Source organism: Actinoplanes sp. NPDC089786 (assembly GCF_040684855.1).
Classification (GTDB): domain Bacteria; phylum Actinomycetota; class Actinomycetes; order Mycobacteriales; family Micromonosporaceae; genus Actinoplanes.
On record NZ_JBFBGU010000007.1, the window covers coordinates 248,853 to 269,028 of the forward strand.

A 20,176-nucleotide genomic window follows, 5' to 3' on the forward strand; every position below is an offset into this window, starting at 1 on the left:
GCTTGTTTTTCCGGGTTGTGCGACCGTCACGTGGTGCTGCGCATCGGCAACTGCTCCGGCTTCTACGGGGACCGGCTCCCGGCGATGCGGGAGATGCTGGAGGGCGGCGGCCCCGACGGCGTCCTCGACGTCCTCACCGGCGACTACCTGGCCGAGCTGACCATGCTCATCCTCCAGCGCGACCGGGCGGCCGACCCCGGCGCCGGTTACGCCCGCACGTTCCTGGCCCAGCTCCGCGACTGCCTCCGGCTGGCCCTCGACCGCCGTGTGACCATCGTGGCCAATGCGGGCGGTGTGAACCCCGCCGCGCTCGCCGCCGCGATCAAGGATCTCGACCCGGCCGCCCGCGTCGCCACGATCAACAACGTCCGGCACGACGACGGGTACGCCTACCTGGGCGCCTTCGGCATCGCCCGGGCGATCGAGGCCGGCGCCGACGTCGTGGTCACCGGCCGGGTCACCGACGCGTCCCTGGTCGTCGGCCCGGCCATCGCCCGCTTCGGCTGGAACCGCACCGACCTCGACGCGCTGGCCGGCGCCACGGTGGCCGGGCACGTCCTGGAGTGCGGCACCCAGTCCACCGGCGGCAACTACGCGTTCTTCGCCGAGATCGACGACCTCGACCGGCCCGGCTTCCCGATCGCCGAGATCCGCCCCGACGGTTCCAGCGTCATCACCAAGCACCCCGGCACCGGCGGCGCGGTCACCGTCGGCACGGTCACCGCCCAGCTGGTGTACGAGATCGGCGACGCCCGCTACGCCGGCCCCGACGTGACCACCCGCCTCGACACCGTCGAGCTGCGGGCGGCCGGCCCCGACCGGGTCGAGATCACCGGCGTACGCGGTGAGGCGCCGCCGCCCGACCTCAAGGTGGCCCACACGTCGGTGGGCGGCTTCCGCAACGAGCTGACCGTGGTCCTGACCGGGCTCGACATCGAGGCCAAGGCCGCCCTGTTCCGCCGCCAGTTCGAGGCGGCCGCACGAACCCGGCCGGCCGAGGTCACGTGGACGCTGACCCGCCTCGACGTGCCCGACGCGCCGACCCAGCAGCAGGCGTCCGCGCTGCTCACCGTGGTCGCCCGCGACCGTGACGAGAAGGTGGCGGGCCGGGCGTTCGCCGATGGCGCGGTCGAGCTGGCGCTGGCCTCGTACCCCGGCTTCTTCGCGACCTCACCGCCCGGCCGCGCCCACCCCTACGGTGTGTTCACATCGTCATATGTCCGGCAGGGCGAGCACGAGGTGGTGCTGGCCGACGGGACGGTCGAGACGATCGCCCCGCCGCCGGTGACGCGCGCGTTGGAGCCGCTGACCGGCCCGCCGCCGGGCGGCGCGGCGTTCTCTCAAGCCCGCCGCCTCCCGCTGGGCACGCTCGCCGGGGCACGCTCCGGCGACAAGGGCGGCGACGCCAACATCGGCCTCTGGGTACGCGACGCGAGAGCGTACCCATGGCTCAGCGCGCTCATCACCGAGCGCACCCTGAAAGACCTGCTCCCCGAGGCGGCGGAGCTGCCGATCCGAATCACCCGCCTGCCGCGCATCAACGCCGTCAACGTCGTGATCGAGGGCCTGCTCGGCCAGGGCGTGGCCTATCACGCGCGGTTCGACCCGCAGGCCAAGGGCCTCGGCGAGTGGCTGCGCGCCCGGCATGTCGACATCCCCGCCTGGCTGCTGGAGGACGCGTGACCACGATCAGGTCCACCCTGGACACCGCCGGTCCGGAGGCGCTGGCCGCCCGGGACTCCATGCTGGCGGCGCTCGACGAGATCGGGGGCGAGACGGCCAAGGCGGTCGCGGGCGGCGGGCCGAAGGCGGTCGACCGGCACCACGGGCGCGGCAAGCTGACCGCCCGCGAGCGCATCGAGCTGCTGCTCGACCCGGACGCGCCGTTCCTGGAGCTGGCCGCGCTGGCCGGGTACGGGTCGGACTTCACCGTCGGCGGCAGCGTGGTGGCCGGGATCGGCGTGGTCAGCGGCGTCGAGTGCCTGCTGATCGCCAACGACCCCACGGTCAAGGGCGGCGCCAGCAACCCGTGGTCGCTGCGCAAGACGCTCCGCATGCACGAGATCGCGCTGGCCAACCGGCTGCCGGTGATCTCCCTGGTCGAGTCGGGCGGGGCCGACCTGCCGACCCAGAAGGACGTGTTCATCCCGGGCGGCGCGGTGTTCCGCAATCTGACCCGGCTGTCGGCGGCCGGCATCCCGACGATCGCGCTGGTGTTCGGCAACTCGACCGCCGGTGGCGCGTACCTGCCGGGGATGAGCGACCACGTGGTGATGATCGAGCAGCGGTCGAAGGTCTTCCTGGCCGGACCGCCCCTGGTCAAGGCGGCCACCGGCGAGGAGTCGGACGACGAGTCGCTGGGCGGCGCCGAGATGCACGCGACGGTGTCGGGGCTGGCCGACCACTTCGCGGTGGACGAGCCGGACGCGATCCGGATCGGCCGGCGCATCGTGGCCCGCCTGAACTGGCGCAAATCCGCTCCCGCGCCGGGGCCTGTCAAGCCGCCGCGATATCCCGGCGAGGATCTGCTGTCGATCGTGCCGCCAGGCCTCAAGGCCCCGTTCGACCCGCGGGAGATCATCGCCCGGATCGCCGACGACAGCGAGTTCGACGAGGTCAAGCCACGGTACGGGAGCTCGCTGGTGACCGGCTGGGCCACCGTGCACGGCTATCCGGTCGGCATCCTGGCCAACGAGCGGGGCGTGCTGTTCAGCGAGGAGTCGCAGAAGGCCACCCAGTTCATCCAGCTGGCCAACCGCTCGCACACGCCGCTGCTGTTCCTGCACAACACCACCGGCTACATGGTCGGTCAGGAGTACGAGCAGGGCGGCATCATCAAACACGGCGCCATGATGATCAACGCGGTGGCCAACTCGACCGTCCCGCACATCTCGCTGCTGATCGGCAACTCGTACGGCGCCGGGCACTACGGGATGTGCGGGCGGGCGTACGACCCGCGGTTCGTCTTCGCCTGGCCCAGCGCGCGTTCCGCCGTGATGGGCGCGCAGCAGCTGGCCGACGTGCAGTACATGGTCTCGAAGGCGTCCGCGCTGTCCCGGGGCCGGCCCTTCGACGAGGACGGCGCCCAGGTCGTCCGGCAGATGATCGAGCAGCAGATCTCCGCGGAGGCGATGCCCATGGTCCTGTCCGGGCTGGTCTACGACGACGGCATCATCGATCCGCGGGACACCCGGGACGTGCTCGGGGTCGCGCTCTCGGCGATCCACAGCGCGCCGGTCCGCGGCACCGACGCCTTCGGCGTCTTCCGGATGTGAGGGCACCCATGATCACGTCGGTACTGGTCGCCAACCGGGGCGAGATCGCGAGCCGGATCTTCCGTACGTGTCGCCGGCGCGGGCTGGGCACGGTCGCGGTGTTCTCGGACGCCGACGCCGGCAGTCCCCACGTTCAAGAGGCAGATGCAGGGGTACGCCTCCCCGGCGCTTCCCCGGCCGACACGTACCTCCGGGGTGATCTGATCATCGAGGCGGCCCGCCGCGCCGGGGCCGACGCGATCCACCCCGGGTACGGGTTCCTCTCCGAGAACGCCGGCTTCGCCCAGGCCGTGCTGGACGCCGGGCTGACCTGGATCGGGCCGTCGCCCTCGGCGATCGCGGCGATGGGCTCGAAGGTGTCGGCGAAGAGCCTGATGGCCTCCGCCGGCGTCCCGGTGCTCCCCGGACTCGACCCCGCGTCGATCGCCGCGGCCGACCTTCCGGTGCTGGTCAAAGCATCGGCCGGGGGCGGCGGACGCGGGATGCGCGTGGTCTCCGACCTCTCCGAGTTGTCGGATGCGGTGGCGGCCGCCTCCCGGGAAGCGGCCTCCGCGTTCGGCGATCCGACCGTCTTCTGCGAGCGCTACCTGCCGGCCGGGCACCACGTCGAGGTGCAGATCCTCGCGGACGGGCACGGGACGATCTGGGCGCTCGGCGAGCGGGAGTGCTCGTTGCAGCGCCGGCACCAGAAGGTGATCGAGGAGGCGCCCTCGCCCCTGGTCGAGCGGCTCGGCCGCGACCTGCGCAAACGGCTGCTGGCGGCGGGCCGGGACGCGGCCGCCGCGGTCGATTACGTCGGCGCCGGGACGGTCGAGTTCCTGGCCACCGCCGACGGCGACTTCTGGTTCCTCGAGATGAACACCCGGCTCCAGGTCGAGCACCCGGTCACCGAATGCGTGACCGGCGTCGACCTGGTCGCCCTCCAGCTCGACGTGGCGTCCGGCCGGCCGCTGACCGGCCCCGAGCCCGAGATGACCGGCCACGCCATCGAGGCCCGCCTGTACGCCGAGAGCCCGCTCGACGACTGGCGCCCCCAGACCGGCACGGTCGCCGCCTTCGAGATCAGTGGTAGCCAGGGGCGGTATCCGGGCGCCGGATACCGCGAGGAGCTACCACTGCTGCGGGTCGACGCCGGCGTCGAGGCGGGCACGGTCGTGGGGCCGCACTACGACGCGATGCTGGCCAAGGTCATCTCCTACGCCGCCACGCGTGACGAGGCGGCCCGGAGCCTCGCGGCCGCGCTCCGCCGCGCTCGCCTCCACGGCGTCACCACCAACCGCGACCTGCTGGCCGGCAGTCTGCTGCATCCGTCCTTCCTGGACGGCACGGCCGACACCAGCTTCTACACCGCCCATCCCCCGGCGACCCTGATCCACTCCCCCGACCCGGGCCTCTTCGCTCTCGTGGCGGCGGTGTCCGACGCGGCCGCCGGACGCGGCCCGCTGCTGCCCGGCGTGACGAGCGGCTTCCGGAACATTCCGGTCGGCCACCGGCGCCGGACCTACGCGGTGGGCGACCACCCGATCGACGTGCGCTACCGCTTCACCCGCGACGGGCTCGACGCTCCCGACCACCCCTCGGCCACCCTGGTGCGGGCGGACGCGGACACGGTCGTGCTCGACGTGGACGGTGTGCGCCGGCGGTGGACGGTCGGGCGCTTCGCCGATCGGGTCGTCGTCGACGGACCGGACGGGTCGGTGGAACTGCGGGTGGTGCCGCGCTTCGCCGACCCCTCGGCCCAGGTGGCGGCCGGGGCGCTGGTCGCGCCGATGCCCGGGACGGTGGTGCGGGTGGGCGTGGCCGTGGGCGAGACGGTCACGGCGGGACAGCCGCTGGTCTGGCTCGAGGCGATGAAGATGGAGCACGCGGTCCGAGCCCCGGGCGAAGGCACCGTGGGCGAGATTCCGGTGACCCTGGGTCAGCAGGTGGGCCAGGGCACCACGCTGGTCGTGGTCGAGGATGACTGAGACGGCGCCGAAACAGGACCGCAGCCGCGCGACACGCCGAAGGCTCCTGGAGACCACCATCCGATGCCTCGCGACCCATGGATGGGAAGCTTCCACGGTCGGTTTCATCGCGGCGGAGGCCGGGATGAGCCGGGGTGCGGTGCAGCATCACTTCCGTACCCGGGAAGATTTGATCTTGGGGGCCCTGGAACACATGTTCGCGGAACGCGCCGCGCAACTCGACACCCTGCCGGAACCGCGGGGCGCCGGGCCGCAGCGCATCCACCGCGTCGTCGCCGGGCTGGTCGAGGGCATGCGGGGCGAACTGTTCCAGGCCGCGCTCCAGGTGTGGGCGGTGGCCGCGGCGGACCCCGAACTGCGTGCTGCGGTCGTACCCCTGGAAAGGCATTTTGCGCGGGCCATGCACCAACGGGCGGTCCGGCTGCTCGGCGTCGACGATGCCGACCCGGCCCAGCGGGCGATGGTGCAGGCAACCCTCGATCTGGCCCGTGGGCTGGCCCTGGCCGACGTCCTGACCGACGATTCGCGAAGACGGGCGGGTGTCGTCCGGGCCTGGTCGACGCAGCTCGCACACGCTTTGGCACCCTGAAAGAACGCCCGTACGTGACCATGGACACTACGAAGGAGCCCCGGATTGCTTAAAATGCCTGCCGCACCATCCGCCGCCGTATGAACGAGGACCCCACGATGCCGCTCACTCCCGCAGACATCCACAACATGGCGTTCAAGAAGCCGCCCATGGGCAAGCGTGGATACGACGAGGAGGAGGTGGACGCGTTTCTCGACGAGGTCGAGCAGGAGCTGATCCGGCTGCTCGAAGAGAACGGCTCCCTCCGCGACCGGGCCCAGCGCGGCGGCCCGCCACCCGGCGGGGCCGCGTCGACGATGGTGCTCAACTCCGAGTTCGCCGAGATCGCGGCCCAGCTCGAACGCGCACAGGAGGCCCGGGCCCGGGCCGAGCAGAGCGCCCGCAACACGCAGGACCAGCTCGAACGCGCCCGGCGCTCCACCCCGCCGACGCCGCCGCCGATCGCCGGTGACGACGACCGCAACCAGCGCGTGCTGGCCATGGCGCAGCGCACCGCGGACGACCACATGCGCGACGCCGAGCACGAGGCCGAGCAGGTGATGGGCACCGCCCGCAGCAAGGCCGAGCAGATCACCAGCGAGGCCGAGATCAAGGCGGCGACCATCGAGAGCGACGCGCGGCGCAACCACAGCGAGGCGCTGAGCACGCTGACCGCCAAGCGGTCGGCCACCCTCGACGAGATCGACCGCCTCGGCATGCTGGCCCGCAGCTACCAGACGGCGCTCAACGACCACGTCACCCAGCAGCTGCGCGAGCTGAACAGCGTCCCCGCCGGCGACGACTGAGGCCGTTCGCCGGTGCGCATCGCGCACTTCAGTGACAGCCACCCGGGCCGGCCGGACGGGGTGTCGGCCTCGGTCGGCCGCACGGTCGCGCTGCTCCGGTCGGCCGGGCACCTGGTCCGTGACCACCGGCCCGGCCGGCTGCTCGGGCGGCTGCGGCCGGACGAGCTCCGCTCGGTGCCGTACCCGGTCCGGCGCATGCGGGTGGCGGTCCCGTGGGGCGCCGGGCCTTCGGTTCCGGCCGACGTGGTGCACATCCATACGACGGGTACGGCCGGAATGACCGGGTTCGCGTACGCGGCCCGGCACCGGCTGCCGGTCGTCGTCACCTGGCACATCGACATGCTGGCCTACGTCCGGCACTACCCCGACCTGGCGTTCGCGGCCGCCTCGTCGGCCCACCGGATGCGCCTCGGCTGGTCGGCCCGCGACTACCTGGAACTCACCGACTGGAACGGGCGGCGGCACCACCGGCTCTCCGTGCTCGGCCATGGGCTGTTCGCCCGTACCCACCTGATCCTGGCGCCCTCCCGGAAGGCCGCGGCGTCGCTGGCCGCCGTCGGTCACACCCCGTCGATCCGGGTCCTGCCCACGCCGGTTGCCCTTCGCGCGGCCACCATCGCACCGCGCTCCGGCGGGCCGGTCGTCCTCTGCGTCGGGCGGGTCACGCCGGAGAAGAATCCGGCGCTGCTGCTCGCCGCGTTCCAGCTGGTGCTGCGCTCGTTCCCCGACGCCCAGCTGGTCTTCGTGGGCGCACACCAGGGCCGGCCGACGGTCAGGCGGGCCGCCGACCGCCTCGGGCTGGGCGACCGCGTCTCGTTGATCCCGCCGGTGCCGCCGTCGTCGGTCGATGACTTCTACGCGAGGGCCGACGTGTTCGCCTTCCCGTCCCTGACCGACACGCAGGGGCTGGTGCTGGCCGAGGCGGAGGCGGCCGGGGTGCCGGTCGTGGTCGCCGACGCGGCGCTGGCCCACCGCATCGACCCCGCCCTTCCGCCCCGGGTGACCGCCTCGCCCGACCCCGAATCCTTCGCCGCGGCGATCGTCAGCCTGCTCAGCGGCACCCCGCTGCGCGCCGCCGTGGTGTCGGCCGGCCACCGCGACATCGCCGCCCACACCCCCGCGCGCTACCTGTCCCTCCTCACCCAGGCCTACCGCGACGTCAGCTCACGCTGATCACGGCCGAACTCACGCTGCCAGGTGCCCACTCGCCGGATGCCGCCCCACAACAGAGCAAGCGATGCCGGGCTGCGACTGGCGCTGGGTATCAGCCGGCTGACAAGGGTGTGCGCCGCGGCAGGATCACGCGGTGGGAGATGCGCCAGCCGGTCTCGGTGTGCACAGCCACGTCGCAGCCCTGGCTGATCCACGAGACGCCCTGGATCAACCGTCGAGGTGGGTGCGGAGCTTGGCCAGGGCCTTGGTGAGCAGGCGCGAGACGTGCATCTGGGAGACGCCGATGCGGGTGGCGATCTCCGACTGGGTGAGGTTGCCGTAGAAGCGCATGGACAGGATGCGCTGCTCGCGCTCGTCGAGGGCGGCCAGCGCGGGGCCCAGGGCGACGCGCAGCTCGGCCAGCTCGTACCCCTTGTCCTCGCTGCCGAAGGTGTCGCCCAGCTCGCCGCTGCCCTCCTCGCCGGCGGGGGTCGACAGGCTGGTCGGTGCGTACGCGCGGGCGCCCTCGAGACCCTCCAGCACCTCATCCTCGGTGATGCCGAGGTGGGCGGCGACGTCGGCGGCGGTCGGCGAGCGGCCCAGCGTGTGGGTGAGCTCGTTGGTGGCCGCGGTGATCTCCAGCCGCAGCTCCTGCAGGCGCCGCGGGACCCGGATGAACCAGGTCCGGTCGCGGAAGTGCCGCTTGATCTCGCCGACGATCGTGGGTACGGCGAAGCCGGAGAACTCGACGCCGCGGTCGGGCTCGAACCGGTCGACGGCCTTGATCAGCCCGACCATGGCGACCTGGGTCAGGTCGCCGAGCGGCTCGCCACGGCCGTGGTAGCGGCGGGCCAGGTGTTGCGCCAGGGGCAGCCAGGCCTCGATCGCACGGGCGCGGCGGACGGCGCGGGCGGGGTCGTCGGCCGGCGTGAGGGCGAACTCGGTGATGAGGTCGCTGGCGGCGGCGGTGTCGGCGAGCACGGATGCGTTCACGGGACCCTCTCCCCTTGCCGGTCGGCAACGTTTGCCGTCGGGCAAACATAACCGTACGGCCGGACGCCGCCAACCGAAAGGATGAGGGACTTGGCGATTCGTCGGCTTATGAGGTGATCGGAAGGTGGCGTCCTGCCGGTCGCCGCTCGGAGAAGCGCTGCTCAGTGGGTCGATGCGAAGCACGAAGTCGCAGTGACGCAGGTAGCGGCCGGGATAGTTATAGGACCCGAACGAGACCAGGCGGCGTCGGCCAGGCCCGCCACGCGGGAGAAGGTGGCGTCGCACGTACCCGCTGGGTACGTTCCGGATTTACGAATCGTCGCGCTTCAGCCACGCCCGGCGGCGCGCCTCCGACGCCCGGGCCAGCCAGGCGTCCTGGATCACCTCGGCCAGCTCGGCGCGCGTGATCTCGCCGAGGCGGGCGGCCCGCACCAGCACCGACAGGTGGCCCTCGAAATGCGGCGTGGTGAAGAACGGCGTGGTCTCGTCCTGCACCAGGGCCTGCTTGTCCGCGTCCGACTCCACCCAGAAGACGATCACGTCGGGATAGCGTTCCCCGGTCGCCGGGTCGACCGCGTCCGGTCGCGGGTTCCGGAAGAACACGAACGACTTCCCGCCGACCTGGTAGACCGGGTTCTCCCCGCCGCCGTACTCGACCTTGACATGCGGCATCCCGAGCGCGATCTCATGCACATCCTCGACGGTGGCCGCGTCGGTCATCCGCCCAGCCTAGTGCCGATCCAGCCCCGCGCCGGCCTTCCTCCACCAGGCCGCGCCGCGCCGCAGCTCCGGGCCACTCGCCCGGCCCCGCCCCGCGTCACCTCGGGGCCGCCCGCCCAAGCACGCCGCGCCGCGCCGCATCCAGATCAGCGCACGGCCGCGCCAGCCGGATCGGCACGCCCGGATCGATCATCGTCCTGCCCCCGTTCCACCCGGACCGCCGCGATCGCCAGCCACACCAGGTTGACCAGGATCAGCACCCGCTCGGCCGCACCGATCCCGGGCATCGACGGCCCGTCCATGACGTCGATCATGAACACGGCCAACACCACAGTAGTCATCGCCGACACGACGGCCAGCCCCCGCAACGCCCGCGTACGCCCGAGCAGCACCGCCGCGACCGGAAACACCGCGAACGCCGTCCACGCCGCCGCGCCATGCAGCATGTCCGAAGTGGACGCCTGATCCCACCGTCCGGGCGGATCCGCCGGAAACACCCCGGCCACCAGCACCCCAGCCGCCCAGCACCCGAGCGCGATGCGGCCGACGCCGGCGCGGACCAGCCAGGTCACCCCGGCCGAGGCCACTCCGATCCCCAGCAGCGCCACGGTGATCAGCCACCCGGCCGTGAAGTTCACGTAGCGGCTGACCATCTCACCGACCGGGTCCACCTCCGGATTGACCGCGTCCGCCGCCACGATCGCCGCGGCCGACACCCCGAGCAACGCCACGATCCCCCATCGCATCCTTGTCATGCGAGCAAGCTAGGAGCGGGCGACCCACCCGGTCGTCGTCCGAATGACGTCACCCACGGATACGCCGCACGGAGACGTTCTGCACCGACGGGAGTACTACGCGACGTCGGGCCGGGTCATCAGCGGCGACCGCAGGTGGAGCGTCAGGCCGGGGCCGGTCAGGGGCACCGTGTTCCACGTCGCCACCGCGGTTCCGGCGTCGGCGTCGACCGCCAGCCGGACCCGGTGCGGGGTGGTGATGACGTACAGGTCGGCGACGAAGGTGTTGCCCTGCCAGGCGCCGGCCGCGACGACCGGGCGGCCGAGCGGCGCGCTCTCCCGCCACTCGCCGTGGCCGGCCGCGATGGTGAGGGACGGCCCGAGCCGCAGGAGCCATCCGCCGTCCGTGGGCTCGACGGACACCGCGGTGCCGTCGGGCAGCGGTGCATCCGCGGCGGAGCCGTCGAGTTTCGCCTCGGCCGAGCGTCCCGGGGCGGCCACGCCCGGCACCGGCGGCAGGGACAGCCCTCGCAGGCGATCGGCCAGGATCTCGTCGTCCCGGGGGCTGTCCCCATGGTCCAGACCGGGCAGCAGGCAGCCCCAGATCGCGTCCAAGGCCAGCTGCTCATCGGTCGTGGCCGAGGTCAGGGCAACCACGAGATCGTGTTCGGGTACGACCAGGCATTGCTGGCCGTTGTGACCGTTCCCGAAGTAGCCGTGCCGCGACATCCAGAACTGGTACCCGTACCCGTGGAGGAAGTCGGCGCCGGCCGCACCCGTCTCCGGGGGCAGGGTTTCGACGTGCCGGCTGGTCGCGAGCCGCACCCAGGCGCCCGGAACGAGTTGCCGGTCGCCCCACCGGCCCTCGCGCCGCAACAACTCGCCGAACGCGGCCACCGCCTCGGTCGTGAGATGCAGCCCGTGGAATCCGAAGGCGGCCCCGCCGGCCACCCGGTCCCACTCGGCGTGATCGACGCCCATCGGCTCGAACAGGCGCTCGTCGAGCAGCTCGGGCAGACCCCGGCCGGTCACCCGTTCCACCATCCGGGCCAGGAGGAACGTGGTCGCGTTGTCATAGGCGTGCCGGGTCCCCTCCGGGTCGGGGAACGGCACGCGCAGGAAGCCCTTGACCAGGTCGCCCGGTTCCAGCCGCCAGGCCTCGGCCAGGCTGTCCGTCCGGTGCCCGCTCGTCATCGACAGCAGATGATGGACGGTGATCCGGCGGCCCTGCTCCGGGATGCCGGCCGGGACGTGATCGGGCAACACGTCCACCACCCGGTCGTCCAGCGAGAGGAGCCCGTCGGCGATCGTCAGCCCGACCGCGACCGAGGTGAACGACTTCGTCAGCGAGTACAGCAGATGAGGACGCCCGGCCGAGAAGGGCGCCCACCAGCCTTCGGCCACGACCCGGCCGTGCCGCACGACCATGATCGAATGAAGCTCGACGGACAAGGCGTCGAGCCGGTCCAGCAGCGCGGCGATCGACCGGGACGACACCCCGGCGGCGGCCGGCGTGGCGCGCGGCAACAGGTTGGGCACCCCGGCACGGTAACCAACCGCCCGGTCCGGCCGCACTGAATAACCGCTACGTCTGGCGGAGGACCGAGACGACCTTGCCGAGGATGGTGGCCCGGTCGCCGTCGATGTCGGCGTACGCGGGATTGCGGGCCTCGAGCACGACGTGGCCGGAGCGGCGGCGGTAGACCTTGACCGTCGCCTCCTCGTCGATCATCGCGGCCACGATGTCGCCGTTGTAGGCCTCGGACTGCTGGCGCACCACCACGATGTCGCCGTCGCAGATGGCCGCGTCGACCATCGAGTCGCCGCGGACCCGCAGGCAGAACAGCGTGCCCCGGCCGACCAGGTCGCGGGGCAGCGCCAGCACCTCGTCGTCGGCGCTCTGCTCGGCCAGGATCGGGGCGCCGGCGGCGATGTCACCGACGACCGGGACGCTGACCGTGGCCGGCTCCCGGCGCTGGCGGGGCGGCCGCAGGAACATGCGGATGTCGACCGGGCGGCTCACCGTGCGGCCGCGGCGCAGGAAGCCGTACTCCTCCAGGGCCCGCAGGTGCCGGCCGACCGAGGACGCGCCGAGGCCGAGCGTGTCGCCGATCTCGCGGGTGGACGGTGAGTGGCCGTGCCGGATCGCCCAGTCCCGGATGACGGTCAGCACCTGCCGTTGCCGCTCACTCAGGGTCGACGTGTCGAGGTCCTCATCCGGTAGCACCTCCCGATCCTGCCTCACGGTGACGACGCAGGTCGCGAGCCACGCCGGAGACCGGGCTCTCGGAACTCATCACTTCGGACGGTAGCGTGTCGGCATGACGGGGAGGTTCCGGGACAGGTGGTGGCTGCTCCTGCCGATTCTGGGGTTCAGCTGCCTGGGCGGGGCGGCGTTCATCTATCTCGGCGCGCGGACCCGGCGGGCCGGCTGGTGGATCGCCGGGATCGTCTACCTCGCGCTCGGCTGGACCGCGGTCTACACCTTGCGGGACGCCGATCCGGACGGCCGGCTGTACCGCTGGGCGATGGGCCTGGCCTTCGGCGTGTGGATCGCGAGCATCGTCCACGCCTTCATGATCAACCCTTCCTGGCAACGCTGGCGCGCCACCCATCCCTGAGGACGCCGGTCGGCGACGGGGTCGCGGCGTAGGGTTCGGCGCATGACGATGACGTTGGAAGCGGCGTGGGAACTCAGCCGGGGCGACTCGGGCCTGGCGATCGTGTCGACACTGCGGGCCGATCAGACCATTCAGGCGTCGCTGGTCAACACCGGGATCGTCAAGGGAGACCTGGCGTTCGTCACGTACGGGCCGGTCAAGCTGGCCAATCTCCGTGCGCGGCCGCAGCTGACCGTGACGTTCCGCGACGGCTGGCAGTGGGCGGCCGTCGAGGGCCGGGCCGAGCTGATCGGGCCCGACGACCCGCGCGACGGCGTTGACGCCGAGGGCCTGCGCCTGCTGCTGCGCGAGATCTTCACGGCCGCCGGCGGCACCCACGACGACTGGGACGCCTACGACCGCACCATGGTCGAACAGCGCCGCACAGCCGTCTTCGTGACCCCTACGCGCGTCTACAGCAACGCGTCTTGACGATCTTGGAAGGGTGACCATTCACCCACGTGGAGCGGAGCGACCCTCGGCGGGAGCGACGGTCTGAACCACCCACCGGCCCACGACATCAAGCTCTTGACCGTCAGTATCTGACGTCGCCGGCGAGCAGGGGCGGGTAGACGGCGCGGTCAGCCAGGCCGGCGTGTTCGAGAAGCCGATGTACCGGATCTTGCCCGCCCGGACCAGGTCGTCGAGGGCGCGCATAGTCTCCTCGATCGGGGTGTTGCGGTCCCAGTTGTGCAGCCAGTAGAGGTCGACGTGGTCGGTCTGCAGCCGGCGCAACGACTCGTCGAGCTGAGCGGTGATCGAGCCTCGGCCGGCGCCGCCGCCGTTCGGGTCGCCGGGGAACATGTTGAAGAAGAACTTCGTCGCCAGCACCACGCGGTCGCGGCGGCCGGGCTGACGGGCGAACCAGTCGCCGAGGATCTTCTCGGAGTGGCCGTTGGTGTAGAAATTGGCGGTGTCGATGAAGTTGCCGCCCCGGTCGAGGTAACCGGCGAGGATCTTCTCGGACTCCTCGACGCTGCTGCCGGCGCCGGGCGGATCCTCCCCGAAGGTCATCGCGCCGAGGGCGAACGGGCTGACCCGGAGGCCGGAGCGGCCGAGCGTCACGTAATGGTCCAGAGGCATGTCACAAGCCTCTTCCCGAGAGCGCCGCGGGGGTAGTCAGGAGCACCGGCGGTCTTGCACAATCCTCCCTGTGGAGCTGGAAACCCTCATCGAGCGGCACGCCCGGCCGGACATGCGCACGCGCATACCGGGCCTGTTCCTGTCGCGCGTGACCGGCAGTGACCACGAGTTCTCGATGACCGACCCGTTGCTGGTGGTGATGGCGCGCGGCGGCAAGCGGCTGCTGCTCGGCGACCGGATGTACGAGTACCGGGCCGGCGAGTGCCTGATCGTGACGACCGGTGTGCCGGTGAGCGGCCACTTCTTCGACACCCCGGCGCTGGGCCTGGGCCTGACGCTGCGTCCGGAGACGATCACGCCGCTGCTGCTGTCCGCTCCCCCGGCCCGGCCGTCCGCCGCCCGGTCGGCGCTGGCCACCGGCCCGGCCGGCCCGGCCCTGCTGGACGCGGTCACCCGGCTGGTCCGGCTGCTCGACGAGCCGCGCGACGTCGAGGTGCTGGCGCCGCTGTACGAGCGGGAGATCCTGTGGCGCGTGCTGACCGGCCCGCACGGCGAGTCGCTGCGGCAGATCGCCCTCGCCGACAGCAACCTGTCACACGTCAACCGGGCCATCGGCTGGCTGCGCGCCAACTACGCCGAGCCGATGCGGGTCGACGACCTGGCCCGCCGGGCCGGCATGAGCGCGTCCGCGTTCCACCGCCACTTCCGCGACGTCACGGCGATGAGCCCGCTCCAGTTCCAGAAACGGCTCCGCCTCCAGGCGGCCCGTTCGCTGCTGCTGGCCCGCCCCGACGACGTGGCCGGCGTGGGCCACCTGGTCGGCTACGACAGCCCGTCACAGTTCAGCCGCGAGTACCGCCGCCTCTTCGGCGCCCCGCCCGGCGCTGACGCGGCGCGGTTGCGCTCGGCCGCCGGCCCCCTCGAACCGAGCCTTCCGTGACGGCGGTCAACCTTTAACAAGCACGACACACCCGGCGGATGAACCTGGCCGGTGCCGGATCCGTATCGCAGGGTGATCGACATCTGTCACCGGGAGCACACATGGACGTCACCGCCACAGACGGCCGCGAGTCACCGCCGTCCATCTCCGACTATTGGCCGGACCTGCCGCATCGGATCGCCGAGGCCGACTACTACACCGAGGAACCGACCGTCCCGTTCCCGCCCGCGCCTCCGGCTGACAACCGGCCCACCCTCCCGCTGCCCCCGAAGAAGTCGCCGCGCCCCAGGTCACGCCGCCGGCCGGTGGTGCTGTCGGCGCTGGCCGTGGTGGTGCTCGCCGCCGCGGGGACGTACTTCTACACCCAGCGCCCCGCCCCGACCGCGACCGCTACGCCGACCGCGACCCCGACCGAGGAGAAGGCCGCCGCACCGCAGCTGGTCTCCGCCCCGACCGGCGACCGGACGACCGCGGTGTTCGTGGTGACCAGCAACGCGTCGGCGGTGCGGATCCGGGCCGGCAACACCGAGACCGACCTGTTCCGGGTGAGCAGCCCGGACGGCGGCAGCGTCCGCCCGGACACCAGGCTGGACGGCGACACCGTGAGCCTGAGCCTGGTCGCCACCGGCAAGCCCGGGCCCGAAGCGGTCGACGTGATCCTGTCGGCCGCGGTGCGCTGGACGCTGCGGGTCGACGCGTCGATCAACAACGCCGACATCGACGTCACCAAGGCGGTGGTGGATCGGGTCGACCTGGCCGGGGACGCCGCGGACGTCCTGCTGCGCCTGCCGCAGCCGAGCGAGACGCTGCCGGTTCGCGTCACCGGTGACATCAACCGGCTGAAGGTGTCCGCCGGCGGCGCGGCCCCGGTCCGGGTTCGAGCGCGCGGCGGCGCGGGCAGCGCCACGATCGAGGGCAAACTCGTCCGCGGCGTCGCCCGCGGCACCGTCTTCGAGCCGGGCGCCTGGCGCCGCGCCGACGACAAGGTCGACGTGGACGTCCGGGTGGGGCTGGGCTCGATCAACGTCGAGAAGCCGAAGTGACTCAGTTGCCGACGTCAAGGAACGCCATCATCGGCGCCGGGTAGCGGTCGCCCCGGGCCGCGCCCAGCGGGACCGCCTTCTCGATCTCGGCCAGGTCGTCGGCGGTCAGCGTCAGGTCGAGCGCGGGCAGGGCCTCGGTCAGCCGTACGCGGGTCCGGGCGCCCACCACCGGCACGATGTCGTCGCCCCGCGCCGCCACCCAGGCGATCGCGAGCTGGGCCACCGTGCAGCCCTTCGCCTCGGCCACCCGGGCCAGCCCGTCGACCAGGCCGAGGTTGTGCCGCACGTTCTCGCCCGCGAACCGGGGCATGATCGCGCTGCGCGGGTCGCCGGCCTTGTCGGCCGACCAGTGCCCGGAGATCAGGCCGCGGCTCAGCACGCCGTACGCGGTCATTCCGATCCCCAGCTCGCGCAGCGTGGGCAGCACCTCGTCCTCGACGCCGCGGGAGATCAGCGAGTACTCGATCTGCAGGTCGGCGATCGGGTGCACCGCGTGCGCGCGGCGGATCGTCTCGGCGCCGACCTCGGACAGGCCGACATGGCGCACGTACCCCGCCTCGATCATCTCCTTGACCGCACCGACCGTGTCCTCGATCGGCACGTCCGGGTCGAGCCTCGCGGGACGGTAGATGTCGACGTGATCAACCCCCAACCGATTCAGCGTGTACGCCAGGAAGTTCCGCACCGCCTCGGGCCGGCAGTCGGCCGGGCCGAACACCCCGCCCGGCCCGCGCATCTGCCCGAACTTGACGCTGAGCTGGTAGCTGTCCCGGTCGACGCCACGAAGCGCCTCGCCGAGCAGCAGCTCGTTGTGACCCATGGCGTAGAAGTCGCCGGTGTCGATCAGCGTGACGCCCGCGTCCAGAGCCGCGTGCACGGTGGCGATGCTCTCCGCGCGGTCGGACGCGCCGTACGCCTCACCCGACATGCCCATCGCGCCCAGCCCGAGCGCCGAGACGGCCGGCCCGGTCGTTCCCAAGTTTCGTTTCCGCATGCCTCCACCCTGGGCCGGGTCCGGGCCGGCCGGGAGCGGAGCGTTCATCGTGGGAGAGCCACTCCCTGGATGCACGCCGCCGGATCCGGCCATCATGGGGACATGCAGCGTGAGCAGCTAGCCGACTTCCTGCGCCGCCGCCGCGAGGCGATCCGGCCGGCCGAGGTCGGGCTGGCCGACGGCCCGCGCCGCCGCACCACCGGGCTGCGCCGCGAGGAGGTGGCGATGCTGGCGGGCATGTCGGTCGACTACGTCGTACGCCTGGAGCAGGCCCGCAGCAGCCAGCCCTCGACCCAGCTGCTCGGCGCGCTGGCCCGGGCCCTGCGACTCTCCGACGACGAGCGCGACCACCTGTTCCACCTGGCCGGCCACCAGCCGCCCCCGGCCGACGGCCTCGCCCGCCTGGCCCGCGCCGGTCTGGTCCGCCTGCTCGACCTGCTCGACGGCACCGCGGCCGTGGTGATCTCCGACCTGGGCGAGATCCTGGCCCAGAACCGCACGTCCATGCTCGTGGCCGGCGACCACACCGCGCTGACCGGCGACCGGCGCTACCTTCCCTACCGCTGGTTCACCGAACCGGAGGTCCGCGACATGCACACGGCCGAGGACCGCGACCGCCACGCCCGCGAGATGGTGGCCGACCTGCGGGCCACGGCCGGCCGGCGGCCCAGCGACCCGGTCGTCACCGGCCTGATCGAGCGCCTGCTCACGGCCAGCACCCGGTTCCGCGACCTGTGGGAGGAACATGAGGTGGCGGTCCGCCGGGCCGACCGCAAGACCCTGATCCACCCGCGGGTCGGTCCGCTGGTGATGGACTGCGAGACGCTGATGACCCCCGACCAGGGTCAGAAGCTGCTGGTGCTCACGCCCGCCGACGCCGAGACCCGCGAGCGCCTGGCCCTGCTGCGGGTGCTGGGCACCGAGGAGTTCCCGGTCGGGGCCTAGGGCGGCGGGCGGAGGCGGACGCGCATCGCCCTGGACGCTGACACCGGTGACAAGGCCACGCGGGACCACTGCAGGGCCAGCCGCCGGTCCGGGTAGTTGACCGCCCGCAGGGTCAGCCCGTCCCCGGCCGCGGGCTCGGGGCAGAACGTGGCGTCGGCCCGGAACAGGCCGGAGCCGTCGTGGCGGTTCAGGCGCAGCACGAAGTCGCGGTGGCGCAGGTAGAAGTTGTCGTGGTTGGTCGCCTCGAACGACAGGCAGTCGTCGTCGGCCAGCCCCGGCCGCACCACGAACGTGGCGTCGGCCCGGTCGAGCGCCCGGCTGGAGCCGCCGATCGGGTCGGCCCGGGCCACGAAGTCACGGTGCCGCAGCAGCAGGCCGGACTGCCCGTTGATCTCCAGCGCGACCGGCTTGTTCAGCCAGGCCGCCCAGGCCGGCGGCCGGGCCGTGCGCGACGGCGGGGCCGGTGCCGGCGGCCGGGGCCGGTGCGACGGCGGGGCCGAGGTCCGGCGGGGCGCGGCCACGTACTCCGCGGTCGGCCCTCCGGTCGGCGCCGCCGACGGCGACTCCAGCGGCGGCACGCTGATCGTCGCCTGCGGCGCCGGGTTGAGCGGCGGCATCGACCCGAAGTCGTACGGGGTGGCGCGCGCCTCGAGCGGCCCGGCGCCCTCGCGCGGGGCCAGCGTGAGCGTCACCAGCACGGCCAGCGCCACCACCGCCGCGATCAACAGGCCCCAGAAGGTGAGCGAGTCCCGATCACCGCGGATGAAATCACGATACGAAGTCAACGAATTCCTCGGATCACGCAGGATCACGAATGGGAGCAGAGGAATCGTCGTATATGGACGCGCCGCACGCAAGCCCTGACTGTCCGTCCTGATTGATGAATTACGGTGAGCTACGTCAGCGCGGGAGTCCAGAACGGGTCGCGGCCGATGAAGCCGAGCAGCCGGGTCTGCGGGCCGGCGTCGGCCGGGACGGGCACCCGGGGGCCGTACTGGCCGGAGTTGCGGATCAGCTCCTCCATCGGCTCCATGCCGGCCACCAGCAGCGCGCAGTAGCCGGCGTCGAGCCGGTCGTCCTGGCCGGTGGCGCGGGCCAGGTCCCAGGTGTGCATGAACACGTCGGTCGTGTAGAACTGGTCGATCGCCCGGTCGAGCGGGACGTCGCCGATGTGCGGGTTGGACAGCGTTCGCCCGGCCGTCGCCGGGTCGTCGAGCAGCGTCTGCACCGCGTCGTACCGGGACCGCCAGGCCGCGACCGGGTCGTCGTCGACGCCGGGGCCGGGCGGCAGGTCGACGCCGGCGCCGCCGGCCAGGAACGGCGGGAACCATTCGACCAGGTGGCGGACCACGTCGCGGGCCGCCCACCCGGCCACCGGCGCCGGGGCGTCCCAGTTCTCGGCCCCGTTCACCCGGTCGGCGAAGACGCCGCCGATCTGACGGTGGCGTTCCGCGGGGGTGAGCTCAGACAAGGTCATCGGTCAGCATCCTCTCGAGTTTCGCGTGCCCGTCGGTCAGGCCGGCCTCCATGCCGCTCGTCAGCCAGGCATCCCGGCTCGCGAAGCTGTCCACCAGGGACTGTGAGCGGAGCCGGGACCGGCCGTCGCCGAGGTCGTCGAACCACAACGTCTCCAGGGCGACCCCGTCGGGGTTGCCCTCGTAGGTGAATGTCTGCACGATCCGGCCGGGCTGGATCTCGTGGAAGCAGCCGTGGAACGCCCACTCACCGCCGTCCCCGACCGACCGGTAGCGGTAGCTGCCGCCGGTACGGGCGTCCCAGTGGTCGATGTGCGTCCGCAGGGAATCGGGGCCGACCCAGCGCGCGAACAGGTCCGGGTCGGTGTGGGCCCGCAGCAACGCCGCCGGAGTGGCCCGGAACTCCCGGCTGACCCGGATGATCGGAACGGCCGGGTCGGCCTCGATCACGGTCATCGCGGGGGCTCCTCGTCCATGGCGGCCAGCACCCGGTCGAGGCGCTCGTACCGCTCCTCGGCCCGGCGGCGGTACCGCTCGATCCAGTCGTCCATCCGGTCCAGCGCTCCGATCTCGAGATGCACCGCGCGCGGCTGACGCCCCGGCGGCCGGCTCACCACGCCCGCCTCCTCGAGCACGCGCAGGTGCTTGTAGACCGCCTGGAGGCTCATCGCATAGGGCTCGGCGAGCTGGTTGGCGGTCGCGTCGGCCGCCGACAACCGCGCCACCATGTCACGCCGGGTGGGGTCGGCCAGGGCCGCGAAGACCCGGGACAGCGTGTCGCTCGGCATCGACGACCTCGTCCTTTCAACTAATCGGTTAAA

At 72.4% G+C, this 20,176-nt stretch carries 22 protein-coding genes and 1 pseudogene; 11 read left to right on the plus strand and 12 right to left on the minus strand.

The features are described from left to right. Positions 1-33 precede the first annotated feature (33 nt). From AB0O15_RS23065 to AB0O15_RS23090, 6 genes are all read left to right on the plus strand, one after another. The gene (locus AB0O15_RS23065) at positions 34-1,683 is read left to right on the plus strand and encodes an acyclic terpene utilization AtuA family protein (protein ID WP_364321937.1); all 1,650 of its coding nucleotides are present in this window, start codon (positions 34-36) and stop codon (positions 1,681-1,683) included. Then, positions 1,680-3,275, plus strand: a complete 1,596-nt coding sequence (locus tag AB0O15_RS23070) for an acyl-CoA carboxylase subunit beta (protein ID WP_364321940.1) — start codon at positions 1,680-1,682, stop codon at positions 3,273-3,275. The genes AB0O15_RS23065 and AB0O15_RS23070 overlap by 4 nt, the downstream gene beginning before the upstream one ends. A gap of 8 nt (positions 3,276-3,283) precedes the next feature. Beyond that, the gene (locus tag AB0O15_RS23075; protein ID WP_364321943.1) at positions 3,284-5,242 is read left to right on the plus strand and encodes a biotin carboxylase N-terminal domain-containing protein; all 1,959 of its coding nucleotides are present in this window, start codon (positions 3,284-3,286) and stop codon (positions 5,240-5,242) included. Continuing rightward, the gene (locus AB0O15_RS23080) at positions 5,235-5,831 is read left to right on the plus strand and encodes a TetR/AcrR family transcriptional regulator (protein WP_364321946.1); all 597 of its coding nucleotides are present in this window, start codon (positions 5,235-5,237) and stop codon (positions 5,829-5,831) included. Before AB0O15_RS23075 ends, AB0O15_RS23080 begins: the two co-directional genes overlap by 8 nt. Before the next feature lie 80 nt (positions 5,832-5,911). Further along, entirely contained in the window at positions 5,912-6,616 is a 705-nt protein-coding gene (locus tag AB0O15_RS23085) for a DivIVA domain-containing protein (protein ID WP_364321949.1), read from the plus strand. 12 nt (positions 6,617-6,628) lie between these two features. Beyond that, positions 6,629-7,789, plus strand: coding sequence for a glycosyltransferase (locus AB0O15_RS23090; protein ID WP_364321952.1), 1,161 nt, complete (start codon positions 6,629-6,631; stop codon positions 7,787-7,789). Between the two features lie 207 nt (positions 7,790-7,996). On the opposite strand, the gene AB0O15_RS23095 is transcribed toward AB0O15_RS23090, so the two are convergent. The 6 genes and pseudogenes from AB0O15_RS23095 to lexA form a co-directional block, all read right to left on the minus strand. Beyond that, on the minus strand, positions 7,997-8,761 hold the full coding sequence (locus AB0O15_RS23095) for an RNA polymerase sigma factor SigF (protein WP_364322126.1): 765 nt from the start codon (positions 8,759-8,761) through the stop codon (positions 7,997-7,999). Positions 8,762-8,890: 129 nt separating this feature from the next. Continuing rightward, positions 8,891-9,046, minus strand: a pseudogene (locus tag AB0O15_RS23100) (AbfB domain-containing protein); the annotation flags it as partial. Between the two features lie 24 nt (positions 9,047-9,070). Then, on the minus strand, positions 9,071-9,481 hold the full coding sequence (locus AB0O15_RS23105) for an MmcQ/YjbR family DNA-binding protein (protein WP_364321955.1): 411 nt from the start codon (positions 9,479-9,481) through the stop codon (positions 9,071-9,073). 146 nt (positions 9,482-9,627) lie between these two features. Continuing rightward, the gene (locus AB0O15_RS23110; protein WP_364321958.1) at positions 9,628-10,236 is read right to left on the minus strand and encodes a DUF998 domain-containing protein; all 609 of its coding nucleotides are present in this window, start codon (positions 10,234-10,236) and stop codon (positions 9,628-9,630) included. A 96-nt stretch (positions 10,237-10,332) separates the two neighbouring features. Next, a complete protein-coding gene (locus tag AB0O15_RS23115) occupies positions 10,333-11,754 on the minus strand; it encodes a serine hydrolase domain-containing protein (protein WP_364321961.1) in 1,422 nt (473 codons plus the stop codon). Positions 11,755-11,800: 46 nt separating this feature from the next. Next, a complete protein-coding gene (gene lexA, locus AB0O15_RS23120) occupies positions 11,801-12,442 on the minus strand; it encodes a transcriptional repressor LexA (RefSeq protein WP_364321964.1) in 642 nt (213 codons plus the stop codon). Positions 12,443-12,536: 94 nt separating this feature from the next. On the opposite strand from lexA, the gene AB0O15_RS23125 reads away from it, so the two are divergent. Then, on the plus strand, positions 12,537-12,836 hold the full coding sequence (locus AB0O15_RS23125; RefSeq protein WP_364321967.1) for a hypothetical protein: 300 nt from the start codon (positions 12,537-12,539) through the stop codon (positions 12,834-12,836). A 42-nt stretch (positions 12,837-12,878) separates the two neighbouring features. Then, complete coding sequence (locus AB0O15_RS23130; RefSeq protein ID WP_364321970.1) at positions 12,879-13,307, plus strand: TIGR03618 family F420-dependent PPOX class oxidoreductase; 429 nt, start codon at positions 12,879-12,881, stop codon at positions 13,305-13,307. Between the two features lie 21 nt (positions 13,308-13,328). On the opposite strand, the gene AB0O15_RS23135 is transcribed toward AB0O15_RS23130, so the two are convergent. Further along, positions 13,329-13,958 (minus strand): aldo/keto reductase, encoded by a 630-nt coding sequence (locus AB0O15_RS23135; RefSeq protein WP_364321973.1) that lies wholly within the window; start codon positions 13,956-13,958, stop codon positions 13,329-13,331. A 70-nt stretch (positions 13,959-14,028) separates the two neighbouring features. Here AB0O15_RS23135 and AB0O15_RS23140 point away from each other — a divergent pair, with 70 nt between their 5' ends. Continuing rightward, entirely contained in the window at positions 14,029-14,898 is an 870-nt protein-coding gene (locus tag AB0O15_RS23140; protein ID WP_364321976.1) for an AraC family transcriptional regulator, read from the plus strand. A 101-nt stretch (positions 14,899-14,999) separates the two neighbouring features. Continuing rightward, complete coding sequence (locus AB0O15_RS23145; RefSeq protein WP_364321979.1) at positions 15,000-15,941, plus strand: hypothetical protein; 942 nt, start codon at positions 15,000-15,002, stop codon at positions 15,939-15,941. Position 15,942: 1 nt separating this feature from the next. Here the strand turns inward: AB0O15_RS23145 and AB0O15_RS23150 are convergent, their stop codons facing one another. Continuing rightward, positions 15,943-16,935, minus strand: coding sequence for an aldo/keto reductase (locus AB0O15_RS23150; protein ID WP_364321982.1), 993 nt, complete (start codon positions 16,933-16,935; stop codon positions 15,943-15,945). 102 nt (positions 16,936-17,037) lie between these two features. Here AB0O15_RS23150 and AB0O15_RS23155 point away from each other — a divergent pair, with 102 nt between their 5' ends. Beyond that, positions 17,038-17,880, plus strand: coding sequence for a helix-turn-helix transcriptional regulator (locus AB0O15_RS23155; protein WP_364321985.1), 843 nt, complete (start codon positions 17,038-17,040; stop codon positions 17,878-17,880). Here AB0O15_RS23155 and AB0O15_RS23160 read toward each other — a convergent pair. From AB0O15_RS23160 to AB0O15_RS23175, 4 genes are all read right to left on the minus strand, one after another. Further along, positions 17,877-18,665: an AbfB domain-containing protein gene (locus AB0O15_RS23160; RefSeq protein WP_364321988.1), complete on the minus strand. Its 789-nt coding sequence runs from the start codon at positions 18,663-18,665 to the stop codon at positions 17,877-17,879. The two genes, AB0O15_RS23155 and AB0O15_RS23160, sit on opposite strands and share 4 nt — an antisense overlap. A 110-nt stretch (positions 18,666-18,775) precedes the next feature. Beyond that, entirely contained in the window at positions 18,776-19,357 is a 582-nt protein-coding gene (locus tag AB0O15_RS23165; RefSeq protein WP_364321991.1) for a TIGR03086 family metal-binding protein, read from the minus strand. Continuing rightward, positions 19,344-19,811: an SRPBCC domain-containing protein gene (locus AB0O15_RS23170; RefSeq protein WP_364321994.1), complete on the minus strand. Its 468-nt coding sequence runs from the start codon at positions 19,809-19,811 to the stop codon at positions 19,344-19,346. The genes AB0O15_RS23165 and AB0O15_RS23170 overlap by 14 nt, the downstream gene beginning before the upstream one ends. After that, positions 19,808-20,143 (minus strand): metalloregulator ArsR/SmtB family transcription factor, encoded by a 336-nt coding sequence (locus tag AB0O15_RS23175; protein WP_364321997.1) that lies wholly within the window; start codon positions 20,141-20,143, stop codon positions 19,808-19,810. The genes AB0O15_RS23170 and AB0O15_RS23175 overlap by 4 nt, the downstream gene beginning before the upstream one ends. Positions 20,144-20,176 lie beyond the last annotated feature (33 nt).